Raw genomic sequence first — 24,519 nt, forward strand, 5'->3', positions numbered from 1 at the left:
CTCATCGGCCGCCTTGCTGCTTGGGTGGCTTGCATTCGGGTCCTGCGGGTGTCCCGGCGGGCAGGTAGTTCTTCGGGACGACCCCGCAGACGTAGTTGTCGAACCACCGGCCGCTGCCGAGGGTGTTGCCGACGAGCCGGTTGTAGGAACCGGCGAGCGACAGCACCTTGTCGAGGCTCTTGCGGTTCTTCACCAGCACCGCGGTGACCCGGCCGAGCGAGTCCAGGGTGGGCTTCAGCTGTTTGTTGTTGTCCTCGACGAGGCCGGTGAGCTGGGCGCCCAGGTTCCGGGTGCCGGTGAGCAGCAGATGGATGGAGTCGCGGCGCGCCTGGATCTCGCCGAGGAGCAGATTGCCGTCCTCCAGCAGGGTTTCGAAGCTGCTCTTCTTGCCGGCGAGGGTCTTGGTGAGCTGCTTGCTGCCCTTGAGGAGGGTGGCGAGCTGGGCGTCGCGTTCGGAGACCGTCCTGGAGAGGGCGGAGAGCCCGTCGGCGGCGCTCTTCACGTCCGGCGGGGAGTCCTTGAAGGTGGCGGAGATCGTCTCGAAGCTCTTGGCGAGCTGCTGGGTGTCGATCTCCCCGATGGTCTCGCCGAGTCCGTTGAACGCCTGGGTGACGTCGTACGGGGACGTGGTGCGGCTGACCGTGATGCGCTCGTGCGGATCCTGCGGGGCGTCGCCGAGCGGGTCGACGGCGAGGTACTTCTCGCCCAGCAGTGTCTTGATGGCGATGCCGACGGTGGAGGAGTTACCGATCCAGACGTCCTTGACCTTGAAGCGGACCTTCACCTTGGAGCCGTCGAGCGACACGCCGGTGACCTCGCCGACCTTCACTCCGGCGACCCGTACCTCGTCGCCCTCGCCGAGTCCGGCGGATTCGGTGAAGTCGGCGCTGTAGGTGGTGCCGCCGCCGATGAAGGGCAGCGAGTCGGCGCGGTAGGCGGCCAGGCCGACGAGGGCGAGGACGATCAGTCCCACAAGGGCCACGGCGACGGGGTTGCGTTCCCGAACGGGTTTGATTCTCATGCCTGGCACCTCGGCTTCGCGACCACGATGCCGGTGGGCGGGGCGCTGCCGTTGTCGGTGCTCACACCGCTGACCTTGGCCTCGCAGAGGTAGAGGTTGAGCCACGAGCCGTACGAGGCGAGGCGGCTGATCGCTTCCATCTTGGCCGGGGTCTTCCGCAGGAAATTCTCGATCTGCGGGGTTCCCTTGCCCAACTGGCCGGAGAGGCGGCCGAGTTGTTCGATGTCGTCCTTGAGGGGTTTGCGGCCGTCTTCGAGGAGGTCCGCAGTGACGGTGGTGAGCGCACCCATCGCGGTGACCGCCTGGCCGAGCGGTTTGCGGTCGCCGGAGAAGCCGGTGACGAGTTTCTGGAGGGTGACGACGAGGTCGTTGAAGCCGGCCTCGCGGTCGTTGACGGTCTTCAGGACCGTATTGAGGTTCTTGATCACCTCGCCGATCACCTTGTCCTTCGCGGCGACCGTGCCGGTCAGCGAGCCGACGTGCTGGAGGATGCTGTCGACGGTGCCACCCTCGCCCTGGAGCACCTGGACGATGGAGCCCGCGAGCTGGTTGACGTCCGGCGGGGAGAGCCCTTCGAAGAGCGGCTGGAAGCCGTTGAAGAGCTGGGTGAGATCGAGCGCCGGGGTGGTGCGGGAGAGCGGAATGGTCGCCCCGGCGGCGAAGCTGCGGCCGACCGGTCCGGCGCCCTGGTCGAGGTCGATGTACCGCTGGCCGACCATGTTGAGGTATTTGATCGAGGCGGTCACCGAGGCAGGCAGCCTGCGCCCCTTGCGGACGGCGAAACCGACCTCGGCGAGCCGCTTGTCGGCCACCTCGATGGACTCGACCTGCCCTACCTTCACCCCGGCGATCCGGACGCTGTCACCGACGATCAGTCCGGTGACGTCGGTGAACCTGGCCTTGTACGTGGTGGTGTCGCCGACGCCCGTATTGGCGATGGACAGGGCCAGGACGGTGGTGGCCAGAACGGTCACCAGAACGAAGACGATCGATTTCGCGAGCGGCCCGGCGAGAGAGCGGCGCTTCACTTGAGCTTCACCTCCGCACCGCGGAAGGCCGGACCGATGAGCACGCTGCTCCAGTCGGGCAGGGTCTGCGGCTGGACTTTCAGTGAGGGAGCGACCAGTTCGTTGACGAGTCGGCTCTCCTGCGGGGAATTGGGCATGCCGAGGGTGGAGTCCGTGTCCGGGGGCGCGGTACCGGTCGGCTCATCGGCGCGTGGCCGTACGGCCGGTGCGACCGCCCCGGCCGTACGGGCGTCCGCGGTTGGTACGGTCCGGCCGACGTACGGCACGGAGTAGCAGTGCGGTCCGCCGGTCGCGTCGTACACCGGGGTGTCCTTGCCGGGCACGTACTTGCCCTTGGACTTCACGGCCTTGACGGTGACGTGGAGTCCGGGCCGGTTCGTGCCCTTGCCGAGCGCCTTGTCCATGGCCGGGACGAAGCCCGCCATGGTCCGCAGGGTGCAGGGGAATTCGTCCGAGTACCGTGCCAGCAGTTCCAGCGTCGGCCGGCCCGTGGCGGAGAGCCGGATCAGATTGTTCTTGTTCTCCCGGAGGAAGGACGTGATGTCCTGCGCGGAGGCGGTCGTGGCCCCGTACAGGTCGGCGAGTTCCGCCTGCTGTTCGGCGATGGTGCCGCTGGTGGTGGTGAAGTCGGTGAGCGCGTCCAGGACATCGGGCGCGGCATCCCCGTACACCTTGCTCACCTTGACGAGTTCCTTGATGTCGGCGTTGAGCGTGGGGAGTTGGGGGTTGAACTTCTGCAGGTGGGCGTCGAGCGTGAGGAGCGTGTCGCCGAGCTTCTCGCCGTGCCCTTCGAGTGCCTGGGAGACCGCGCCGAGGGTGGCGGCGAGCTTCTCCGGCTTGACTGCGGTCAGCAGCGGCAGAACGTTGTCGAGGACCTCCTCCAGCTCGATGGCGTTGCTGGAGCGGTCCTGCGGGATGACGGCCCCGGCCCGCAGGGACTGCGCGGACGGCATCTCGGGCGGTACGAGCGCCACGAACCGTTCCCCGAAGAGTGTGGTGGGCAGCATCTGGGCGGTCACGTCGGCCGGGATGCGGTCGAGCTTGTCGGGCTGGATCGCGAGGGTGAGCCGGGCCCCGTCCCCGTCGGCCGAGATGGTGCGGACCTGCCCGACGACGACCCCGCGCAGCTTCACATCCGCGTTGTCGTGCATCTCGTTGCCGACGCTTCCGGCGCGGACGGTCACGGTGGCGTCGTCGGTGAAGTCCTTGTTGTACACCGAGACCGACACCCATACGAGCACGGCGGGCACGAGGAAGAAGGTGATTCCGGCGAGTCTGCGGCGCACGGTCTGCGCCCGGTGGGCATTCATCAGCCGGCCACCTTCACCGTCGTCGTGGCGCCCCAGATGGCGAGCGAGAGGAAGAAGTCGGTGACGCTGATGAGCACGATGGCGTTGCGCACCGACCTGCCGACGGCCACCCCCACCCCGGCGGGCCCGCCCGTGGCGTGGAAGCCGTAGTAGCAGTGGGCGAGGATCACCATCACGCTGAAGATCAGCACCTTGAGCACCGACAGCAGCACGTCGTCCGGGGAGAGGAAGAGATTGAAGTAGTGGTCGTAGGTGCCCGCGGACTGTCCGTTGAACAGGATCGTGATGTAGCGGGACGCCAGGTACGAGGAGAGCAGCCCGATCGCGTACAGCGGGATGATCGCCACGACTCCGGCGATGATCCGGGTGGTGACGAGGTACGGCATGGACCGCACACCCATCGCCTCCAGGGCGTCTACCTCCTCGTTGATCCGCATCGCGCCGAGCTGGGCGGTGAAGCCGGCGCCGACGGTCGCGGAGAGCGCGAGACCGGCGACGAGCGGGGCGATCTCGCGGGTGTTGAAGTAGGCGGAGATGAAGCCGGTGAAGGCGGAGGTGCCGATCTGGTTGAGGGCCGCATACCCCTGGAGGCCCACGACCGTGCCGGTGAAGAGGGTCATCGCGATCATCACACCGATGGTGCCGCCGATGACTCCGAGACCCCCGCTGCCGAACGCCACTTCGGCCAGCAGCCGCTGGACCTCACGCAGGTAGCGGCGCAGAGTCCGCGGGATCCAGATCAACGCCCTTGCATAAAAGGCGAGTTGTTCGCCCGACCGATCCAGCCAGCTGAGCATCGACATCGGTCAGCTCCCCTTCGCGGGGACGATCTGGAGATAGATCGCCGTGAGGATCATGTTCACGAAGAACAGCAGCATGAAGGTGATGACGACCGACTGGTTGACCGCGTCACCGACGCCCTTGGGGCCGCCGCGCGGATTGAGTCCGCGGTAGGCGGCGACCACGCCCGCGATGAAGCCGAAGATCAGCGCCTTGACCTCGCTGATGTACAGGTCGGGGAGCTGGGCGAGGGCGGAGAAGCTGGCGAGGTAGGCCCCGGGGGTGCCGTGTTGCAGGATCACGTTGAAGAAGTAGCCGCCGAGCGTGCCGACGACGGAGACCAGTCCGTTGAGCAGGACGGCCACGAGCATCGTGGCGAGGACGCGCGGGACGACGAGGCGCTGGATGGGCGAGACTCCCATGACCTCCATCGCGTCGAGTTCCTCGCGGATCTTCCGCGAGCCGAGGTCCGCGCAGATCGCCGAGCCCGCCGCACCGGAGATCAGCAACGCCACGATGATGGGGCTGGCCTGCTGGATGACGGCGAGGACACTGGCGCCGCCGGTGAACGACTGGGCGCCGAGCTGCTGGGTCAGCGAGCCGACCTGGAGGGCGATGACCGCGCCGAACGGGATGGATACGAGGGCGGCGGGCAGGATGGTGACGCCGGCGACGAACCAGAACTGTTCGATGAACTCCCGTACCTGGAAGGGCCTGCGGAAGATGTCGCGGCTCACGGTCCCGGCGAGGGAGAACAGCTTCCCGGTCTCGCGCAGCGGGGCGAGCAGCCGCGTGGGAGGCCGCTGCTCCGGCGTCTTCGGCCCGGTCGCGTCGGCCACGCCGGCCGTGGGCGGCTCGGGGGGCCGCACCGGCATGGGGGCCGTCACGGGCGTCCACCGCCCGCGGCCGGGGTGTAACTCTTCATGATGGCGGTACGGGCGGCCTCCGGCAGCTGGCCCATCATCGAGAGGACCCGTTCCCGGCGGCGCAGCGCTGCCTGCCGTACGGGCATGCCGGGGGACGGCTCCAGCTGCGGTACGACGGTGCGCGGGCCGTTGGCGGAACTGATGCCGACGCCATAGCCGTTCATCTCCTCGGCGGCGAGGGTGGCGGCGTCCTTCTCCTCGGCCATCCCGATGGGGCCCTCGCGGCGCCCTGCGAGGAATTGGGCGACGACCGGCACATCGCTGGTGAGCAGCACCTCGCGCGGCCCGAAGGTGACGAGGTTGCGGCGGAACAGCATGCCCATGTTGTCAGGGACGGTGGCCGCGATGTCGAGGTTGTGGGTGACGATGAGCATCGTCGCGTCGATCTGCGCATTGAGATCGATGAGCAGCTGGGAGATGTAGGCGGTGCGGACCGGGTCGAGTCCGGAGTCCGGTTCGTCGCAGAGAATGATCTGGGGGTCCAGGACGAGGGCTCGAGCCAGGCCGGCACGCTTGCGCATGCCCCCGGATATCTCGCCGGGCAGCTTGTCCTCGGCACCGAGAAGACCGACGATGTCGATCCGTTCCATGACGATCCGGCGGATTTCTGATTCCTTCTTGCGGGTGTGCTCACGCAAGGGAAAGGCGATGTTGTCGAACAGTGACATCGAGCCGAAGAGCGCACCGTCCTGGAACATGAGGCCGAAAAGCTTGCGGGTCTCCATGATGTCGCGCTCGGGGCTGTTGACCATGTCGACGCCGTTGATGAGGACGCGACCCTGCTCGGGTTTGAGCAGACCGATGACGGATTTCAGGAAGACGGTCTTTCCGGTGCCGGAAGGGCCGAGCATCACGCTCACCTCACCGGCGGGCAGTGTGAGACTGACGTCCTGCCAGATGTTCTGTTTGCCGAAAGACTTCGTCAGGCCTTCGACGACTACTTCGATTCCCATCGGCCCTCCCTCGACGTTGTGGTGAACGTAGTCATCTGTCAGCGCTCCGGCTCTGAGAAATCCAATGGCGGCTCGTCACCCGTGCACCAGGAGGCGCACGGTATGTCCGCCGAAACCGCCAGGACAAGCCGTTGAACAGCGGAAATCAACGAACCAGGTGCTGGGAGTGGATCACTTGTCACTCGTTGACAAAGCAGTCGCCCGGCTTTGTCGAAACATGCGCAAGCACTCCGGTGGACAGGTCGGGGCCCCACGGCCGATGAACCGGAGCCGCAGGACCCCGACAACCACGGGCGCTCCTCCCCCGGATGCGGGTCCGGGATGTGGAACTACCCGTCGGGAATTCGGGACATCGGGGTATGCGACCAGATGTCTCATGCGCCCCACAGGCAGGTACGGACGCAGTTTCGCGCTGGCCATACGGGACGCTACGACTGAGTAACCTGACTTCGCAATACTGGGCGCTGAACTTTCTCCGCGGTGCCGAAGGGGCAGCGATCCCTTGTAATCAAGTGAGTGATTGACGGGACGAACCTGTCCGGAAATGAGGATTTCCGTAGGGCGCGGGGATGTCGCCCGCTCGGGGATTGGCACCTGCCGCACATGCGAAGTGCCCGGAGAAATGCGGGGCCGGCCGCGCAGCAGCACGGCCGTCGGCCCCGGGCCCTGGACGGGTTCGGGGGCCGGCGGCCGTCGGACCGGGTCAGCGTTCCGGAATGGGCTTCTTCGCGGGACAGTCCGGGCTGTCGGGGTTGCTGAGCACGCAGAGCGGGGCCTGCGTCATCTTGATGTAGTTTCCGTCGCCGGAGATGGATGCCGTCATCAGCGGTGACAGGTCCTCGTCGACACCGCAGCCCGTGAATGCCGGGATATAGGTTTCACCACTCATGCTGCCGCCGCGGTTGACCGTGTATCCCGAGGGCGGATTACCCGTACCGAACGCATAAAGTGTCTGTTTGATCGGTTTTACCGTACGGCAGTTGTGGCCCACGTCGAGGGGTTCGCCATTGACACGGACATCACTGATGGTGAGTTCGAAGTCGGCGGTGACGGTCGTGTCCTCCGGGATCCTGGGGTCGGAGTTGTGGCTGACGGACTTGATGAGGGCGGGCGGGCCCACCTGCGACAACACCATGGTCGCGGTGGTCGGCATGAATCCGTAGGTGAGGAATGTCCCCTGCGTCGGAGGAAGTTGCCGACGTCCGTTGTAGTCGAATTCCGCCTCGCTGAGCACCGTGAAAGTGTCCGTGCACGGATCGGCGATGTACGTCTTCATCAGAACGACGTTCAGATGTGCGGGCCCGAGTCGCGCCGCCGAGTTGAGCTTCTTGACGTTCGTGAACCCTGCCACATATGTCTCGGCCGGCGTCGGAATGGAAAGCGGCGGGAAGGGGCACGGTTCGAGATCGGTGTCGCCCTGAGCCCTGGCCGCGCGGCGGGCGTCGTTCAGCTTCTCCCGCTGGCTGGGCGGGAGTTTCCCGGCGAGGTCGGGAAGGCCGGGGGTGGGCTCGACAGGTTTCTCCGCCGCCGGGCCGTCGATGGCCAACGAGGCGAGCGTGCCGTCCACTCCGTCCACGAGCCGGCAGGCCACGTCGATGGCCTTCGGTGCGGCATCCGAGCCGTCCTGCTTCAACGGGCTCAGAGCCAGGGTCAGGTCCGAGGCGGACAAGGTGGCGGTGCCGGGCGAGCCGAACGTGGCGGTCGGAACCGCGCCCGCCGCTTCGAGCCCGAGGCTGTCCTGCCCCGCGATGTCCTGCGCGGGAGCCGCGAGCCCCGACCAGTCGGCGGTGACGGACTCGTTCGACGTGGCGTGCACGACTTTCAGTTGTACGACGGCCGATACGGCCGTGGCGTCGAGCCCCGCCAACTCGTCCAGCGCGGCCTTCGGCAGGTCGACGTCCACCGTCACATCGCGGGGTTCGACCGCGCGGCCCACGCTGCCGCCTTCCGGAAAGCGCCCCGCGACGACGGCTGTCACCGCATGCGGACTGTCCGGGAATTCACATGTGTAGTCGAGGGATATCTCCGCCCGCTGAGAATCGGCTGCCGAATCCGCGCCAGGAATAAAGGTGGCCGCGACGACCAGGAGGCCACCTGCGGCAACTCGCGCAGGCTGGCGAGTTGTCCAGCGCACATTGACTGCCATGTCTCCATACCTCCGGGGCTCACATTCGGATCACCGCGTGGGCGTTTGATCCACCGGCAGCACCGCCCGACTTACCGGACGGTACGGTACGCGCCGCCGCAAGCGAGGGGAAGCAGTGAATCTTGAACGATTGATGAGGCACGACCATCGCTGTTCTTCTTGGCAATCAGTGACAATCAATGAAAAGGAAATTGTCAGTTCTTGAGTGCCGCGCCTACGTCCCTGGGCATCGGCACACCACCGGATGGCCCGGCCGCGACTTCTCTGGCCGGACCATCCGCTCCGAGCGATCGAGCGCGTAACCGGTCAGCTGTAGGTGATGACAGGCGAGGCGCCGGAGCCGCTCTTGACGGTGTAGGTGCCCTTGAAGGTCGCCGTCGCACCGACGATTCCGCAGCCTGCGCCCACCTTGTTGCTGATGGTCAGGGTGCGCGGGCCGGTCGCGGCGGGCGCGACGGCGAGGGTGCCGTTGGCGCCCCCGGCGGTCGGGTTGTTGTACTGGCTGTCGACCGATCCCGTCACCACGAAGGTGCAGGGCCCGAGGACGCTGGAACCCGAGACCGTGGCCTTGATGTTGTCGATGTAGCCCTTGGTCAGACCGGTCGCATTGGCTCCGGCGCCCGCCGTGTAGCCGCCCGGCGTATTGCCGTTGATCCGCCACGGACCGTTGGCCCCGGAGGTCTCGCTGGTGACGGTCCAGGTGCTGCTGAACGGACCGGTGCACGGCGCGTTGAACGTGGCCTTGGTGATCTGCGCGAGCACGGGCCCGGCGACGGGCGAGGCCGGAGCGTTGCCGTCGGCCGTGGCGGTGGCGCACTTGATCTGGTTGCCGACGTTGTCCGTGAGGATGGTCTGGCCGGCGGCACCGGTGAAGCTGCCCGTCGGCGTGATGTTCCAGGCCGCGGTGGGCCCGGCCAGCGCCGAAGGGGCGGTCAGAGCGACCGCGGCGGCAGCTGCGGCGGCCGCTGCCAGGATGCTCGTCTTCTTTCGCATAGAACTTCTCCCTTTTCCTGTCCCGTTGCTGAATCAGTGGGGTGCGACGCAGAAGGAAGGGGCTGTCACGACCCACCGTGGAATTTTCTTGGGGAGGTGCACCCGCCGATGTAGCGAGCGGGTTGCTGCTTCGCCAGGAATCCTTCGGACACATCATGTGTGCGAAGGATTCCGACGGAGTCGACATTCCGCCGGAATGCTCTGTTCAGATTCGGGCGATGACATTGATTGATTTGATGTCTTCCCGACTACCGTGCGGTACGTTACCCCACCGATTCGGAATCGAGAAGGGATCCGGCTCTTCCTGTCTTTCGCTCCACATTCCGGCAGCGCAAGATAGATCGTGAGCCGCCCCGTCAAATCGAATGACGATCAACTTCCGGCAATGACAGGCGATATGCCGGCTCCGCTCACGACGGTGTCCGAAGAAACGGGGCTCTACCGCGCGGCGGAGTGCCAGTACCGCGAGAGCGCCTTGCCCTCGTCCGGTGCCAGGCCCGCCGGGTCGTAGGGGCTCGCGAAGTACGTCGCGGTGTCGTTCAGCACGACGTTGTTCTTGCCCGCTGCCGAAGGCAGGCTGGTCTTCAGGTTGACCGCCCAGTCCAGCAGGCCGGCGCCACAACCGCTGGCACCCGGAACCGCGTAGCCGGAGTCACCCTGGTCGGCGCCGCTGAAGACGTAACGCCCCATCTCACCGGTATCACCGGGCGTCCCGTCGCCCGCGAACTGCTGGAGCGAGAGGGAGGGGGCCGTCGTGTTCTGCGGCTTCAGCACGATCGGGTTCGAGGTGGTCCCGATGTAGCACTTGTCTCCGAGGAACGGGTTCCGCAGATGAATCCGGACCGGGATCGACAGGATCGGCTGGCCGGTGCCGAAGCTCGCGGCCATGTTGAAGTCCCTCGGGGCACCGGCCGGCTCGATCGTGGCGGTCACCTTGTTGAGAGTGCTGTTGGTGATCTGATTACAGATTCCCGAGACGACGGGGATACCGCTCGGGCACATGAGGCCGAGCAGACCACCTGGCAGGTCCGCGGAGTCGGCGACGAGCGCACCCTCCGAGGGAGCGATCAGCGACGTGGTGCCGTCGCTGTGCTGGATCACTCCGAGTTGGAGGTCGGTGTTGCCGGTCGGCACCTGCGTATTGCCGAGCTTGATCGACCCGCTGGCCGAATGCGAGGAGATACAGGTCGCGATGTTCGTCACGCCGTCGGCCGCCAGCATGGCGGGCGCATCCACCGGGCACCGGCTGAACGGCGCCCAGTGCCCGTTCAGTTGAGTGGCTGCGGTGGCTGTTCCGGTGGAGAGCACGGCGACGAACGCGGTACAGGCTGCCAACAGCCCCATGCGCGCTCCGGTCGAAGCGATTCTCATGTCGTCCCCTCTTGACTGCCGCCCCGTTGGGCGGCGTCGTACATGGAGTTGGCCGGTTTCAACGCAGGCGGCATCGGCGCCAAGGGTGACTGCATGCGTTGTGTGCGGGACTTTCCGGGGCACAGCTGCGTCGATTGAACGCTGACGGCCCGATTTCAGTCGTACGTCGCGGGTGGATCCGGAGCCGGAAGACCGACAGTGATTTACCGGCGAATTGCATGCCTTAGACCGACCGGCAAATGGGGGGTGGGAGAAGGAGCGGGGCTGGGTGCGTGCAGCTGCGAGGCGGAGGATTGAGGCATGGCGGAGCCATGGTGATTGACGACAACGCGGCAGATGTGCGTGCCCAGCCCCGCGACGCCGCCCCCCATTTGCCGGTCGGTCTTAATTGGCCGAGCCGTGATGTTACTTGCGAGAAACACGGAGACACAATCCTGCCGGTTAAGATCTTTTGCGATACCCGGTTTTTGATCCAGAAATGAGCAGACGGACACCGAGGGCTTGTCAACGGATGCGCATTCAGAGGCGCGGAGGGCGTGCTCGCGGGGTGCGGGACACCCTCCCGCAGAGGGAAGTCCGACCGGCGGCGGCGCCCAGTCGCGGGGAACGCGCCACTCGGTGCGGCGACGACCCGGCCACCCCTGCAGACCGGCCGCGTACGGTCTGCGCGCGGGCGCGACCGCGCAACCGAGGAGGTCGACCCAGGACTGCGTGAAGACGGCGCACGCCGTCGACCGCCACTCCCGCCGCCCGCCCCCCACATTCACCGGCGCCGGCCTTTTGTCGTCGAGGAACAAGCGGCCGAAATACATTGTCCGAAAGTGAGCACTGCCGCCCACCTGCGCCGAAGTCCACTATGCGGCCAAGATGTGTGCCCCCTGCACTTCAATCTTGCACAAGTGGTGGGCAGAGCAGCTGACTTGGTCTATCTTCATCGCGAACTTGGTACGCACCTGCCGGTTGATGGGAGCGCTTTCCCCCCACCGCCTCACCCCCACCGGGCGCCGGAGAGCAAGGGGACAGTCATGCCAAAACTCATACAGCTGTCGGACACCGAAGACCCGCTGGGCCCGCTCCCGCAGGAATTCGCCGCAATCATGCGGCCCGAACTGCCGAGCCTGATCAAGGAAATCGGCGTCGAGGTCACCCGGGCCTATCCGGAATACGCGCGTCTGCTCAACGGCCCGAACGGTCAGGCCATTCGCGTCGGTGTGGAACAAAGCCTTGCGTCATTCGTCGATCTGGTCGCCGAGCCCTCCTCCCCCACCACGCTCCGCGACGACATGTGCCGCCGTTTCGGACGGTTCGAGGCCTATGAGGGCCGCAACATGGAGACGCTGCAGGGCGCCTATCGGCTCGGCGCCCGGGTGGCACTGCGCCGGGCCAAGAAGGTCGGCCGGAGTTACAACTTCTCACCGACCCTCATGCTCAGCTTCGCCGATGCGCTCTTCGCCTATATCGACGAGCTCGAATCCCTGTCCAGGGAGGGCTTCCTGGAGGTGCAGTCGCAGACCGGCGAGCAGAGCCAGGCCATGCGCCGGCGCCTGCTGCACCTGATCCTCGCCGGCCGCCCCGCGCCCCGTACCGCCGTCGCCGAACTGTGCGAGCAGACGGGATGGGCGCTCCCCGACCAGGTCACCCTGGTTGCCGCACGCTCCCCCGCCGGCCTGGACAGGGCCGTCGCGGACCGCGACATCCTGGCCGATCTCAGCTACCCCCAGCCGCACTTACTCATCCCCGGCGCACTCGACGACGCGCGAAGACGCATGCTGGACCAGGCTCTCCTCGGCACCCACGCCGCGATCGGCCTGACGGTCCCCACCGCCCTGGCCTCGGACTCGATCCGCTGGGCCCGCCGCGTCCTCGAACTCGTCGACGCGGGCGTCATCGAGGACGCGCCCGTCATCCTCTGCGAGGACCACCTCATCACCCTGTGGCTGCTCTCCGACCCGGCCCTCGTCGACCAGCTCGCCCAGCGGGAACTGGCACCGATCTCCGGAATCAGCGCCACCCGGCGGGAGCGGCTGATCGAGACGCTGCGGATCTGGCTGGACACCCGCGGCACCGCGGCCCACATGGGCGAGCTGTTGGATGTGCATCCACAGACGGTCCGCTACCGGATGCGCAATCTTGAGTCCATCTTCGGCGGGCAACTGGCCGACCCCGAGAGCCGGTTCTCCACCGAGGCCGTGCTGCGCGCGCTCCAGTTACGGTCCCGGGGTGATGAATCCCCCGGGTGAGTCGGCTTTCAGCCGGATCACTGCACTTACCGCGAGTCAAATTACTTACGAGTAAGGCGAAATAGCCGGTCACTCTCAAACGGTTGCCACACGGAGACGTTCTCAACGAGAAACCCGGAAGTGCGTCCCGTACACATGGAGAAGCCGGCCGCCCACCTGGCGGCCATACCGAGAACCACCTCCTGGCCAACCATTCGAGAGGGCCCCATGACCGCCTCGCACCTCCTCGTCCCCGTGCCGATCCCGGACCGGGTCGCCGCGTTGATCGGATCCTGCATCCCCGCGCACATCGTGGAGGCGGAGTTCGATGCCGAATGCGCCGCGCGCGAGGTGCGCAGGTTCCGTGGCCCACGGCTCTGCGTCGAGGATCAGGCCGACCGCGAGCAGGCGCTCGCCGAGCTGGCCCGCGCCAACAAGATCCTCGCCGCCCACCACCCCCGACTGCCGGTGCGCCCCGCCGACTCCTGGTGACCCATCCGCAATCCAGCGGCTGGTGTTCGCGCGGGCGATCTCCGGACGCCGCACCCACGGACCGGGTGCCCGCCCCCGCCCCGCCGTTCGACCAGCCGGTCGGTGGTCGCTGCGACTTCCCCATCCGCCGCATCCGGGTCACCGACCGGATTGGGATCCGCCGCGGCGGGCGGGAGAATGTCGGGCAATGGCGGCGATTGCGACGCGGTCGACTCGTGCGGGGCAGACCGTTCGACCGCTCCGGGGTTGCCGGCGGGCAACACTGTCAAGATCGTCGAACCACCGTCCGCCGAGATAACCCAGGGGAGAACTTCATGCCCGCCGGCCCGCGCCCGTCCGTCCTCTTCGTCACCGACCTTGCCTACGAGGCCCGCGGTCGCCGCTACTGCGACGAGGACATCTATCTGACGTCGCGGCTGCGCGAGGAGTTCGATGTCGCGCTCTGCCACCCCCGGGACGCGGCCGCGCTACTCGACGGTTTCGACGCGGTCGTCGTGCGCAACAGCGGTCCGATGCTGCACCACCAGGAGGCGTACGACGCGTTCTGCGCGCGGGCGAGGGAGCTGGGCATGCGCGTCTACAACCCGCTGCACGGCCGCGGGGACATGGCGGGCAAGCAGTATCTGGTCGATCTCAGCCGGGCCGGATATCCGGTGATCCCCACGGTGGACCGGGCGGCGGATCTGCGGTTGCTGCCCGCGGCCGCGGAGTATGCGCTCAAGCCCAAGCTGGGCGCGGACTCGGTCGGGCTGCGGTTCATACGGGAGGCGGCGCTGCCGGAGAGCGACGACGGCACGCTGCTCGTCCAGCCGCGGATCGACTTCCGTTACGAGGTGTCCTTCTACTTCATCGACCGCGACTTCCAGTACGCGCTGTACGCACCGCATCCGGAGCAGCGGTGGGTGCTGGAGTCGTACGAGCCGAGCACCGCGGATCTGGAGTTCGCCCGGAGTTTCGTGGAGTGGAACGGTCTCGACCGTGGCATCCAGCGGGTCGACGCCTGCCGGACCCAGGAGGGCGAGCTGCTGCTCGTCGAGTTGGAGGACCTCAATCCGTATCTTTCGCTGGACCGGGTGGCGGAGCCCGTACGGGAGGCGTTCGTGACCCGTATGAAGGCTTCCCTGCGGGATCTGATGGCCTGACGACACGTCCGGCCGTCCCCCACATGCGGGAGACGGGGGCCGATGTGAGGGTGCAGACGTGACTACTGCCAGCGAGACCGCCCCCGCCGCGCAGAGTGCCGTCGCACCGCCCGTACTCGATCCGCGCCGCCGGAACATCGTCTTCGCGACGATCGTGCTGGGGATTCTGCTGGCCGCCCTGGACCAGACGATCGTCGGTACCGCACTGCCGACGATCGTCTCGGATCTCGGCGGCGCGGCGCATATGTCCTGGGTGGTCACCGCGTATCTGCTCGCCGAGACGGTGGCGACGGTGCTGGCCGGTAAATTCGGCGACCAGTTCGGCCGGAAGATCATCTTCCAGCTGTCGGCCATCATCTTCATCACCGGTTCGTTCCTGTGCGGTCTCGCGACCAATATGACGCTCCTGATCGTCTGGCGCGGACTGCAGGGCATCGGCGCGGGCGGGCTGATGGTCACCTCGATGGCGCTGATCGCCGATGTGATCCCGTTGCGCGAGCGGGGCAAGTACCAGGGTGCGATGGGTGCGGTCTTCGGGGTGTCGACGGTGATCGGGCCGTTGCTCGGGGGGCTCTTCACCGACCATCTGAGCTGGCGCTGGGCGTTCTACGTCAATGTGCCGATCGCGATCGTGGTGGTCGTCGCCGCCGCCCGGACGATCCCGTCGGTGAAGGCGGCCGGGCGGCCCGTGATCGACTATCCGGGCATCGCGATGGTCACGGTCGGCGCGAGCGCACTGATCCTTGCGACGAGCTGGGGCGGCAATGAGTACGCATGGGGGTCGCCCGTCATCATCGGTCTCTTCGCGGGCGGAGCCGTCGCGCTGGCGATCTTCTGCCTCGTGGAGTTCCGGGCGAAGGAACCGATGCTGCCGATGCGGCTTTTCCGGAATCCCGTGTTCACCGTCTGCTCGGTCCTGAGCTTCATCGTGGGCTTCGCGATGCTCGGTGCGATGACCTTCCTGCCGACGTATCTGCAGTACGTGGACGGGGACTCGGCGACCATCTCGGGGGTACGGATGCTGCCGATGGTCATCGGGCTGCTCGGCGCCTCGATCTTCAGCGGCAACATGGTCTCCAAGACGGGCCGGTACCGGATCTATCCCATCGTGGGCTCACTCGTCATGGCGGTCGGGCTGTTTCTGCTCTCCCGGATGGGCCCGGACAGCGGGGTGTGGCTGGAGTCGCTGTACATGCTGGTGCTCGGCGTCGGCATCGGGCTGTCCATGCAGGTGCTGACGATCGCCGTACAGAACACGGTCGACTACTCGGATCTGGGCACGGCGACGTCGGGCGTGACGTTCTTCCGTACGCTCGGCAGCTCCTTCGGCGCGGCGGTGTTCGGCACGATCTACGCCAATGCGCTGAAGCCGAATCTGACCGACGGCGTCGCCGCGGCGGCACGGGCGGGCGGGGACCCCGCGGTGCTGACGAAGGCCGCGCAGAGCCCGCAGGGGCTGCACAGTCTGCCCGCCGCGCAGTCCGCACCACTGGCCCAGGCGTACGCCGACACGCTGCACACCGTGTTCCTGTGGACGGTGCCGGTCGCGGTCCTGGGGTTCGTCGTGGCGCTCTTCCTGAAGCAGATGAAGCTGCGGGACACGGCACGGGTCGGCTCGACGGACATGGGCGAGGGCTTCGCCCAGCCCAGTGACGGCGACTCGGCCAAGGTCCTGGCATTCACCGTGGCCAAGATCCTGCGCGGAGCGGGTCCGGACACGGCCCGGCGGATCGTCGCGGAATCGGACACCCGGCTGGACATGGCGGGGGCCTGGGCGGTGATGCAGGTCGAGCTGTTCACCCGGATGGTCGGCCATGCGGGTCTGAAACTGATCGCGGCCCGGCACCGGGTTCCGCCGGAGGTACTGGTGCCGGTCTTCGACCGGATGATCGAGGAGGGCTATCTCACCGGCGACGGTCATCTGTTCACGCATACGACCGCCGGGAGCCGGGAGGCCGCGGCGATCAACGACGCGTGGGCGCGGTGGCTCAATGAGCGTCTGGACGAGCACGGGACACGCCCGGACGACCGGCAGCTGCGCGCGGCGGTGGATGTGATCGCCAAGCGGTTGCTGACGGAGGACCTGACGCAGGCACTCTCGCCGCAGAGGTCGCGGCCGGCGGCCGCCATCTGAACGGGCCCGGTCACCGCGCGACCGGGTCAGTCGGCGAAGACCGCGGTCGAGTACACCCAGGCGCCCTCGTACCGGACGAAGCGGCTCTTCTCGTGGAGCGAGTCCGGCCGTCCGTCGTCCGTGTAGTGCGCGCGGAAGGTGACCGTACCCGTGGTGTGGAACGCGCTGCCGTCCGTCGTGTCCAGGATCTCCAGCCGCACCCAGCGCATCCCGGGATCGAAGTCGACGGCCGGCGGCCGGGTGTCGGGGTGCCAGGTGCGGAGCAGATACGTCTCGTCCCGGACGACGAATGCGGCATACCTGGAGCGCATCAACGCCTCGCAGGTCGGCGCGGCGACGGTCCCGGCGTGCAGCCGGCCACAGCAGTCCGCGTAGGCGGCGGGCAGGCCGCACGGGCACGGCGACTGCGCGGTGATCGCGGAAGGCCGCGCTCCTGCGGTGGCGGGCCGCTTCGGTCGTGTGGTGCGTCGTGACATGCGTCCATTGTCACCCGCGGTCCGGGCGGCTCAGCCGGGCGGGGTGAAGCGGCGCCGGTACTGGCTGGGGGTCAATCCGGTGCGGCGGCGGAGCTGGGTCCGCAGATTCGTCGCCGTACCCAGTCCGCTGGCGCGGGCGACCACGTCGAGGCGTTCCTCGCCGCGTTCCATCAGCCGGCAGGCGAGGGTGATCCGGCGTTCGGTCAGCCAGCCGAGCGGGGTCGTGCCGAGCTGGGCGCGGAAGCGGCGGTGCAGGGTGGCCGGGCTGACTGCGGCGCGGCCGGCGAGGCCCGTCACGGTGAGATCCGTGCCGAGTCGTTCCTCGGCCCACGTGAGGAGCGGGCCGAGCGAGGTGTCGGCGACGTCAGGCAGGGGGTGCTCGACGAACTGGCGCTGGCCGCCGTCGCGGTGGGCCGCGAAGACGAGGCGGCGGCTCACGGCGGCCGCGATCTCCGCGCCGTGGTCGGAGCGGATGATGTGGAGCCCGGCGTCCAGGGCCGCGGCGCTGCCGGCGGCGGTGACCACCCGGCCGTCTGCGACGAACAGCACATCGGGGTCGAGGTGCACCCGCGGATGGCGGGCGGTGAAGGCGTCGGCCCAGCGCCAGTGGGTGGTGACCCGTCGCCCGTCCAGCACACCGGCGGCGGCCAGCGTGAACGTACCCGTACAGAAGCTGACCAGCCTCGCTCCCCGGGCGTCCGCGCGCCTGATCGCGTCGAGGACGGCCGGATCGGGTTCGGCCTCCGGGTCGGGGCGGTTCGGCACGATGACGGTGTCGGCCCGGTCGACGGCGTCCAGTCCGGCGACCCCGGAGAGCTCGAAGAACCCTTGGTGCATGCGCACGGTCGAGGCCCCGGCGCAGAGCCCGAACGTGTACCAGGGCACGGGCAGCTCGGGCCGGCGCAGCCCGAAGAGTTCGGTGGCCACGCCCATTTCGAAGGGGTTGGAGCCGACGGAGACGATCATTGCGACACGGTGCGAGGATTCTTGCGCCATATGCGATTCCTAGCACTCACCGAGGGTGGGAGCCAAGGCCGAGCATGGGGATCATGAGCGATGACACGACGAAGACCGCGCCCGACCCGATCCTGCTGAGCGATGCGCTGAAGACGTTCGAGGCACTGTGGAGCCCACGGATCGTGACCCGCGTCAACGACTACGACGTGCGGATCTCGAAGGTCCGCGGCGAGCATGTCTGGCACGTCCACGAGTACACCGACGAGTTCTTCCTGGTGCTCGACGGTGCGCTGGACATCCGGCTGCGCGAGACGGACGGGGAGCGTACGGTCACCCTTCACACCGGCGCCGTGTTCGTCGTGCCGCGCGGGACGTGGCACAAGCCGTCGGCCGTCGACGGTGCCTCGGTGCTGTTCTTCGAGCCGTCCGGTACGCCGTCGGTGGGCGACCGGCACGACGAGGTCCCCGAGCACGTGGATGTGACGACCGGCCACGCGCTGGGGAACTGAAAGCACCGTTGAACCAACGAAGTTGACACTGTGACGGGCCTCGGGTCAGAGCCCCTGCGATGGAGATCAACGAGCCGTCCTCCGCCGAACGCCGCGTATGGGACGCCTTCCCGCGCGGCGTTCCCGTCGGCTTCCGTACCGGCGTGGCAGCCGAGGGCGACCCGGAGACCGGGGCGGACCGGGGGCGGAGCAATCGTGTCCGGGTGGGTGCTCGCCACGACGGTCGCCGTCGGCATCACCCGCCCGGTCAGCCGTCAGTGACGGGGCGTGGCCGGGCGATCAGACCTTGCGGGCCACGCCCGCGTAGCCCGGGATCGGCTCGTCGCCGGCTACGTCCACGGGCTCGCCGAGTTCCGGGTGCCAGTCCGCGGAGAGCGTGACACCCGGCTCGACGGGTTCGAGTCCGTCGAAGAACGTGGTGAATTCGGCATGGGAACGCAGGCGCAGCGTCATCCCGCGGGCCTTGTACAGGGCGGACGCCTTCGCCGCACTCTCCGGGTCGAAGTCCCCGGTGGTGTGCGAGAGCACCAGGTAGCTGCCGGAGGGGAGCCGCTCGACCAGGCGGTCGACGAGTTCGGCCGCGCCGTCCTCATCGTCCAGGAAGTGCAGCAGGGCCAGCAGCGACAGCGCGATCGGCTTGTCGAAGTCGAGGACCTTGCCGGCCTGCTCCAGAATGACTTCCGGCTTGCGTGCGTCGGCCTGGATGTACTCGGTGGCGCCCTGCGGGGTGGAGCGCAGCAGGGCCGCCGCGTGCGCGAGGACGATCGGGTCGTTGTCGCAGTAGACGATGCGCGCGTCCGGGACGGTCCGCTGGGCGATCTGGTGGAGGTTCGGCTCGGTGGGGATGCCGGTGCCGATGTCGAGGAACTGGCGGATGCCGTTCTCGGCCAGCCACCGGGTGGCCCGGTGCATGAAGGCCCGGTTGACCCTGGCCATGTCGCGCCCTCTGGCGTCGAGGGCCAGCAACTGCCGGGCCATCTGTTCGTCGACCGGATAGTTGTCCTTGCCGCCGAGGAACCAGTCGTACATCCGGGCGGGATGCGGCTTGCTGGTGTCGATCTCGATGGCTCGGGGCTCGTGCCCGGTCATAGCGCGCTCCATGGGTCCAGACGTCGACGAACAATAAGAGTGTGGGGCGGGGGCGTGCTCCGGCACTGCGGATTCGGGTGAGAAGGTCGCGGATTCAGGTGAGAAGGAAGTCTGCCTGGCCGGACTTGGCCCCCTGGATGAAGGCGGCGATCTCACGGTGGGAGTAGATCAGGGCGGGGCCATCGGGATCGGCGGACTGGCGCACGGCGACTCTGCCGTCGGACAGCTTCATGGCTTCGACGCAATTGCCTCCGTTCCCACCGCTCCACGGCTTGTACCAGCCCTCGGAGCCGAGTTTGGCAGCCGGCATGCCGTTGTATATGGGTTCCATCACAGCTCCTTGCGGAAGTCCCAGAGGATTTCCTTCGTGCGTTGTGCAGTTGCGGCCTGAGCCGCCATGCGGTCCATGACTTCGAGGTAGGAAGCCACCTCGGGGCGCGCGTCGAAGTAGACGGCTCCGGTCAGGTACTCGCTGTAAACCATGTCGGGGAGTTCGGGGACGCCGAAGCGGAAGAGGACGAAGGGGCCGTAGGTGCCCGGATGGTGACCGGTCGAATATTCCGCGATCTGCAGCGTCACATGGGGCATCTCGGTCGCTTCGAGCAGCCGGTCGATCTGCCCGCGCATGGCGTCGGCGCCGCCGACGGGACGGCGCAGCACCGTCTCGTCCATCACCACCCACAGCTTCGGGGAGTCCGGTCTGGTCAGCAGGGACTGACGCTCCATCCGCAGCGCCACATGGCGCTCGATGTCCTCGGGCCTGGTCTGGCCGACGGCTCCGGTGCGCATCACCGAGCGCGCGTAGTCCTCGGTCTGCAGCAGTCCGGGGACGAAGTGCGGCTCGTACATGCGCAGGAGACTCGCGGCGCCCTCCAGGCTGACGTACATGCTGAACCAGTCGGGCAGCACATCGTGGAAGCGCTGCCACCAGCCGGGTTTATTGGCCTCTTCGGCGAGCTCCACGAAGGCGTCGGTCTCGTCGTCGGCGATCCCGTACGCCTTCAGCAGCACCTGGACATACGGGATTTTGAGAGCGACCTCGGCGGTCTCCATCCTGCGTATCGTCGCAGGTGCGACCCGCAGCACCTTGGCAGCCTGGTCGCGGCTCAGGCCGACACGCTCCCGCAGATCCTGCAGGCGCTTGCCGAGAACGACCTGACCCACGGTCGGGGCGGACCGCGGTTCGCTCACTTCAGACCTCCCGATGCGCTGTTTGCCAGCAGTGTGCCATGCGCGGGCCATCCGGGACACTGCCACTCTGAATTTTTCAGAGTGCCTCTTGCCAAGTGATCTCGACAGGGGGAGAGTTGGTGAGTGAACCAGTTCACGTAGTCACGGCCGCCCCCCCATTTGCATGGGATCGCGGAGTGTGACGCAGCCCCCACTGTGAGGAATCGGTTGTGGCACCTGGCAGTGCGCTTATCCCCCGGCTCATGGATCTCAGCCCCGGGACGGAGGCGCTCCGGTACTGCTTCGCGCTGCCTGCGCACCCCGAGTCGGTGGCCGGTGCACGGCGACTGACGAGGGCTCGGCTCGACGAATGGCAGCTGGACGAGGACACGCACGAGGCGGCGATCCTGATCGTCTCGGAACTGGTCACCAACGCGGTGGTGCACACCGAGAGCGCTCGCGTCGTCTGCGAACTGCACTGCCTCGACAGACGGCTGCGGATAGCCGTACAAGACCAAGGACACCAGCCCGGCGGGCCGCAGCTGTGCCGCACCGCCGATGACGAGCACGGACGCGGCCTGCTGCTCGTCGACGCGATGAGCAGCTCCTGGGGTTCCCGCGACGCGGGCAACGGCTCGGGCCGCATCGTCTGGGCGGAACTGCCGCACGGCTCGGAGCGGTCATGTTGAAGAACGCAATGTCCCATCTGCTCGGAGCGCGCCGCTCCCGTGAGCCCCGGCGCGCCGTCGGCACGGGCACGGTGCAGTTGCCGCTGCCGCCCGCGCTGTCGGCGAGCCTGGGCTGCGACGCGGTGGGGGTTCCGTCCCGGTACGGCCTCCGGCTGATGTCTCATCTGCCACGCACCGGTTGCGTCTTCGCGGATGCCGACCGCTGGTGGTGGATCGTGCCTGCGGGCTCCGACCTCGATCTGGACTGGCCCGCGCAGGCCGCCTATGCGAAAGGGGCCCGCGTTCCGGCCGTGCAGCCCCGGCTGATTCACCAGCCCGAGAACCGCACGCCGTACACCCCGCCCATCCCGCTCTTCCTGATGGTGTGCCAGCTCACGGGTGTGACGCCGTCGTGGGCGCCGTCCGGCGGCGCACGCACTGTCTCCGCTTCCTGACGCGGTCCGGCCGCCGAGCTGCTGACGCCGCATCCGGCGGGCTCGCTGGGCAGGTCGACGGCTGACCTGCTGCTTCACCCGCCGACACGTTGCGTTGCCGGCGGGGCCATTGCATGACGGGCAGCGCGCACCGGGCTGCGCCCGGCGTCCGCATTTCACCGTAACCAGCAGCTGCGGGAAAGCCAGTTGAAGTCCATTCCGCTCGGTCTACCGGTGGGAGGCCGGAGGCCGTCCACTGTGGCTGCCACACTCGAGGCGGTTGCGGACCTCGCCGGCCCGCTCACGATTCGTTTGACCGGTCTCTCGCCGAGGTCGCGGCCGGTCAGTGACCTGGCAGGTATACGGCTGACCGGGCATGCGCGATCGACCGCGCACGCCCAGCTCCTTCCCAGGCTGCCGGACGGACAGAGATGGTGTTGTCCGCCCTGTCTGCCGCTATTGGGGTGCGATGCCATCGAGCCAGCTGTCGACGGGGACGACCTCCGCCCACTGTGGGAACAGCCGTTCGGTGAGGACCCGGTGCACCTCGGGATCGGTGTCCAGGCAGGCGTCGGCGAGGACGGTGAGGCCGAAGTCCAGGTCGTTCGCCTGACACAGGGTGTACAGGACCGCAGCGCTGGTGGCGATGCCGGTGAGCACGAGGCTGTCGATACCACGTGCCCTGAGCACTACGTCGAGGTCACTGCCCGGGCGGGACATCGCGGAACCCTCGCTGAGGGAGCTGGGTATGACCGGCCCGCCCCAGGCGCGCCCCGCCCCCGTCTGTGGTGGTGCCCCACCGGCCTGCTGGCCCTGCTGCCGCTCCACGCCGCCGGGCTCCCGGACCGCGGCGCCGGCCCCGCGGCACCGGCCAGCACGTGCGTCCAGGACCGGGTGACCCCCTCGTACACACCTACCCTGCGCGCCCTGCTGGGCAGTTGCGCCGCCGTACGTCCCCCCGCGCCGGGAAACCGGATGCTGGTGGTGGGTCTGCCATCGACTCCCGGCCACCGTCCGCTGCCCCAGGTCGAGGACGAACTGGCCGTGCTGAGCGCGGCGGTCCCCGCCTCGACGGTGCTCCGGGGCGAGCGCGCGACCCGCCGGGCCGTACGGGACGGGCTGCGCACACACCGCTGGGCGCACCTGAGCTGCCACGGCGGCCAGGACCTGACACGGCCCTCGCAGGGAGGTGTGGTGCTGCACGACGCGGTGCTGACCGTCGCCGACCTGAAGTCCGACCGGTACGCCCACGGCGAGTTCGTCTTCCTCTCCGCATGCCAGACCGCCCTCGGCGGAGCAGGGGTTCCCGACGAGGCCATGGCCGTCACCAGCGCTTTCCAGTACACCGGGTGGCGGCAGGTGGTCGGCACGCTGTGGTCGGTCGGCGCCATCACGGCCGCGGAGGTGACCGCGGACGTCTACGACGCGCTCGCCTCCGACGGAACCCTGAACACCGACGGGGCGGCACAGGCGCTGTACGGGGCGGTCCGGAAACTGCGGAAGGCGGGCCATCCGCCCCCGTGTCTGGGCGCCGTTCGTGCATTCGGGCATCTGATCCACCACCGCGAGGGAGGAACACCGACCATGCGCTCAAAGCACCGAGGGAAGGGCCCGCACACATCGGACGACGATCCGCCGGACGGGGGTCCGTCGGGCGAGGACGCCCTGGATCTGCCCCCGGAGACCGTCGAACGGCAGGAGCTCGCCCAGCAGTTGTTCGACCTCGGGCTGTACGAGCCGGCGGAGTCGGTGATGCGGGACCTCCTCGCCGACTACGAACGCTTTCTCGGCCCCGGACACCCCATGACGATCTCCCTGTACGACACGCTGGGACACACGCTCTACCAGCGGCGGCTTCTCCCCGAGGCCGAAGCCATGCACCGTGAAGCGTACGAACGCGCGGCACGGCACCTCGGCACCGACGCCCATGAGACGCTCGCCTACGCGCACAATCTCGGGGCGGCACTGGTGATGGGCGACGAGTGGGACGAAGGGCTGGCCCTCATCGGACAGACGCTGGAAGGCCGCGACGCGGTTCTGGGCCCCGGCCACCCCGACACCCTGGACACCGCCTCGCTCCTGGGCTCGGTGCTGTTCAAGGCGGGTGACCAGCAGGAGGGCTACGAGCTGCTGAACCGTGCGTACACCGGCTACCAGGCGGCCGTCGGCCCGGACCACCTCCAGACCCTCGCCGTCGGCGGCGACTTGGTCGCCGCGCTGCACACCCTGGGACACCGGCGCGAAGCGGGCCTGCTGCTCGTCGACATCCTCGGGCACTACGCGCGCACCCTCGGCCCTCACCATCAGCTGACGCTGGAGACCCAGCAGCGCCTGAGGAGGATGAGCTGGTTCATCAACATCACCTGCTGATGAACCGGCGGAACGGCAGGGCGGACACGGGCGAGCCAGAGGCCGGATTCCCTGCGGCCCGACCTTCTACCAGGTCCTCGACATCATCCAGGACCTGATACGGGCCTGGACCGGCGAATGCCCCACCTGCCACCGCGAATTACCCACCACACGCCAACCAGGGCACACCGGACCACTTCAGACCTAACGAAGTACTACGGCTGTCCCGTAATCCCTGGCGGGACAGCCCTTAGGCGCAATGCCGTTCGGTTAGCCATCTGACGGGCTTGGCAACGTGCTGATCTCGATGTGGACGGTGGTCCTGTGGGTGCGGTGGTCGATGTCGCGGCCG

General features: G+C 67.9%; 22 protein-coding genes and 1 pseudogene. 8 read left to right on the forward strand and 15 right to left on the reverse strand.

Going from position 1 to position 24,519, the window contains the following annotated elements; translation table 11 throughout:
* Window position 1 precedes the first annotated feature (1 nt).
* The 9 genes from ABTZ94_RS13990 to ABTZ94_RS14030 form a co-directional block, all read right to left on the reverse strand.
* The gene (locus ABTZ94_RS13990) at window positions 2–1,021 is read right to left on the reverse strand and encodes an MCE family protein (RefSeq protein WP_351200784.1); all 1,020 of its coding nucleotides are present in this window, start codon (window positions 1,019–1,021) and stop codon (window positions 2–4) included.
* Window positions 1,018–2,049, reverse strand: coding sequence for an MCE family protein (locus ABTZ94_RS13995; RefSeq protein ID WP_351200786.1), 1,032 nt, complete (start codon window positions 2,047–2,049; stop codon window positions 1,018–1,020). Before ABTZ94_RS13995 ends, ABTZ94_RS13990 begins: the two co-directional genes overlap by 4 nt.
* Window positions 2,046–3,359: an MCE family protein gene (locus ABTZ94_RS14000; protein WP_351200788.1), complete on the reverse strand. Its 1,314-nt coding sequence runs from the start codon at window positions 3,357–3,359 to the stop codon at window positions 2,046–2,048. Before ABTZ94_RS14000 ends, ABTZ94_RS13995 begins: the two co-directional genes overlap by 4 nt.
* The gene (locus ABTZ94_RS14005; protein ID WP_351200790.1) at window positions 3,359–4,162 is read right to left on the reverse strand and encodes an MlaE family ABC transporter permease; all 804 of its coding nucleotides are present in this window, start codon (window positions 4,160–4,162) and stop codon (window positions 3,359–3,361) included. The genes ABTZ94_RS14000 and ABTZ94_RS14005 overlap by 1 nt, the downstream gene beginning before the upstream one ends.
* A gap of 3 nt (window positions 4,163–4,165) precedes the next feature.
* The gene (locus ABTZ94_RS14010; protein WP_351200792.1) at window positions 4,166–5,026 is read right to left on the reverse strand and encodes an MlaE family ABC transporter permease; all 861 of its coding nucleotides are present in this window, start codon (window positions 5,024–5,026) and stop codon (window positions 4,166–4,168) included.
* Window positions 5,023–6,018, reverse strand: coding sequence for an ABC transporter ATP-binding protein (locus tag ABTZ94_RS14015; RefSeq protein WP_351200794.1), 996 nt, complete (start codon window positions 6,016–6,018; stop codon window positions 5,023–5,025). The genes ABTZ94_RS14010 and ABTZ94_RS14015 overlap by 4 nt, the downstream gene beginning before the upstream one ends.
* Window positions 6,019–6,721: 703 nt before the next feature.
* Window positions 6,722–8,164: a DUF6801 domain-containing protein gene (locus tag ABTZ94_RS14020; RefSeq protein WP_351200796.1), complete on the reverse strand. Its 1,443-nt coding sequence runs from the start codon at window positions 8,162–8,164 to the stop codon at window positions 6,722–6,724.
* Window positions 8,165–8,470: 306 nt separating this feature from the next.
* A complete protein-coding gene (locus tag ABTZ94_RS14025; protein WP_351200798.1) occupies window positions 8,471–9,157 on the reverse strand; it encodes a hypothetical protein in 687 nt (228 codons plus the stop codon).
* Window positions 9,158–9,595: 438 nt separating this feature from the next.
* On the reverse strand, window positions 9,596–10,528 hold the full coding sequence (locus tag ABTZ94_RS14030) for a hypothetical protein (protein WP_351200800.1): 933 nt from the start codon (window positions 10,526–10,528) through the stop codon (window positions 9,596–9,598).
* A gap of 1,025 nt (window positions 10,529–11,553) precedes the next feature.
* Here ABTZ94_RS14030 and ABTZ94_RS14035 point away from each other — a divergent pair.
* From ABTZ94_RS14035 to ABTZ94_RS14050, 4 genes are all read left to right on the forward strand, one after another.
* Entirely contained in the window at window positions 11,554–12,768 is a 1,215-nt protein-coding gene (locus tag ABTZ94_RS14035; RefSeq protein WP_351200802.1) for a PucR family transcriptional regulator, read from the forward strand.
* Between the two features lie 207 nt (window positions 12,769–12,975).
* Complete coding sequence (locus tag ABTZ94_RS14040) at window positions 12,976–13,239, forward strand: hypothetical protein (protein ID WP_351200803.1); 264 nt, start codon at window positions 12,976–12,978, stop codon at window positions 13,237–13,239.
* 314 nt (window positions 13,240–13,553) lie between these two features.
* On the forward strand, window positions 13,554–14,381 hold the full coding sequence (locus tag ABTZ94_RS14045; RefSeq protein ID WP_351200805.1) for an ATP-grasp domain-containing protein: 828 nt from the start codon (window positions 13,554–13,556) through the stop codon (window positions 14,379–14,381).
* Between the two features lie 58 nt (window positions 14,382–14,439).
* Window positions 14,440–16,515, forward strand: coding sequence for an MDR family MFS transporter (locus ABTZ94_RS14050; protein WP_351200807.1), 2,076 nt, complete (start codon window positions 14,440–14,442; stop codon window positions 16,513–16,515).
* Between the two features lie 26 nt (window positions 16,516–16,541).
* Here ABTZ94_RS14050 and ABTZ94_RS14055 read toward each other — a convergent pair whose 3' ends face one another.
* Both ABTZ94_RS14055 and ABTZ94_RS14060 read right to left on the reverse strand, forming a co-directional pair.
* Window positions 16,542–16,991, reverse strand: coding sequence for a YchJ family protein (locus ABTZ94_RS14055; protein ID WP_351200809.1), 450 nt, complete (start codon window positions 16,989–16,991; stop codon window positions 16,542–16,544).
* Between the two features lie 30 nt (window positions 16,992–17,021).
* On the reverse strand, window positions 17,022–17,987 hold the full coding sequence (locus tag ABTZ94_RS14060; RefSeq protein ID WP_351200811.1) for a GlxA family transcriptional regulator: 966 nt from the start codon (window positions 17,985–17,987) through the stop codon (window positions 17,022–17,024).
* Window positions 17,988–18,040: 53 nt separating this feature from the next.
* Between ABTZ94_RS14060 and ABTZ94_RS14065 the strand changes: the two genes are divergently transcribed.
* The gene (locus tag ABTZ94_RS14065; RefSeq protein ID WP_351200813.1) at window positions 18,041–18,457 is read left to right on the forward strand and encodes a cupin domain-containing protein; all 417 of its coding nucleotides are present in this window, start codon (window positions 18,041–18,043) and stop codon (window positions 18,455–18,457) included.
* 279 nt (window positions 18,458–18,736) lie between these two features.
* On the opposite strand, the gene ABTZ94_RS14070 is transcribed toward ABTZ94_RS14065, so the two are convergent.
* The 3 genes from ABTZ94_RS14070 to ABTZ94_RS14080 all read right to left on the reverse strand — a co-directional run bounded on the left by ABTZ94_RS14070 (window position 18,737) and on the right by ABTZ94_RS14080 (window position 20,737).
* The gene (locus ABTZ94_RS14070; protein WP_351200815.1) at window positions 18,737–19,546 is read right to left on the reverse strand and encodes an SAM-dependent methyltransferase; all 810 of its coding nucleotides are present in this window, start codon (window positions 19,544–19,546) and stop codon (window positions 18,737–18,739) included.
* Window positions 19,547–19,640: 94 nt separating this feature from the next.
* Window positions 19,641–19,877 carry a DUF397 domain-containing protein gene (locus ABTZ94_RS14075; RefSeq protein WP_351200817.1) on the reverse strand — a complete coding sequence of 79 codons (237 nt, stop codon included), beginning with the start codon at window positions 19,875–19,877 and terminating at the stop codon, window positions 19,641–19,643.
* Window positions 19,877–20,737, reverse strand: coding sequence for a Sco1979 family transcriptional regulator (locus tag ABTZ94_RS14080; protein WP_351200819.1), 861 nt, complete (start codon window positions 20,735–20,737; stop codon window positions 19,877–19,879). The genes ABTZ94_RS14075 and ABTZ94_RS14080 overlap by 1 nt, the downstream gene beginning before the upstream one ends.
* Before the next feature lie 209 nt (window positions 20,738–20,946).
* Here ABTZ94_RS14080 and ABTZ94_RS14085 point away from each other — a divergent pair, with 209 nt between their 5' ends.
* Together ABTZ94_RS14085 and ABTZ94_RS14090 are read left to right on the forward strand one after the other, a co-directional pair.
* On the forward strand, window positions 20,947–21,405 hold the full coding sequence (locus ABTZ94_RS14085) for an ATP-binding protein (RefSeq protein WP_351200821.1): 459 nt from the start codon (window positions 20,947–20,949) through the stop codon (window positions 21,403–21,405).
* A complete protein-coding gene (locus ABTZ94_RS14090) occupies window positions 21,399–21,839 on the forward strand; it encodes a hypothetical protein (RefSeq protein WP_351200823.1) in 441 nt (146 codons plus the stop codon). Before ABTZ94_RS14085 ends, ABTZ94_RS14090 begins: the two co-directional genes overlap by 7 nt.
* Before the next feature lie 435 nt (window positions 21,840–22,274).
* Here the strand turns inward: ABTZ94_RS14090 and ABTZ94_RS14095 are convergent.
* Window positions 22,275–22,526 (reverse strand): annotated as a pseudogene (locus ABTZ94_RS14095) (cysteine hydrolase family protein); the annotation flags it as partial.
* A 108-nt stretch (window positions 22,527–22,634) separates the two neighbouring features.
* On the opposite strand from ABTZ94_RS14095, the gene ABTZ94_RS14100 reads away from it, so the two are divergent.
* Window positions 22,635–24,188: a CHAT domain-containing protein gene (locus ABTZ94_RS14100; RefSeq protein ID WP_351200827.1), complete on the forward strand. Its 1,554-nt coding sequence runs from the start codon at window positions 22,635–22,637 to the stop codon at window positions 24,186–24,188.
* Window positions 24,189–24,519 lie beyond the last annotated feature (331 nt).

This window comes from Streptomyces sp. NPDC002785 (assembly GCF_040295565.1).
GTDB lineage: Bacteria > Actinomycetota > Actinomycetes > Streptomycetales > Streptomycetaceae > Streptomyces.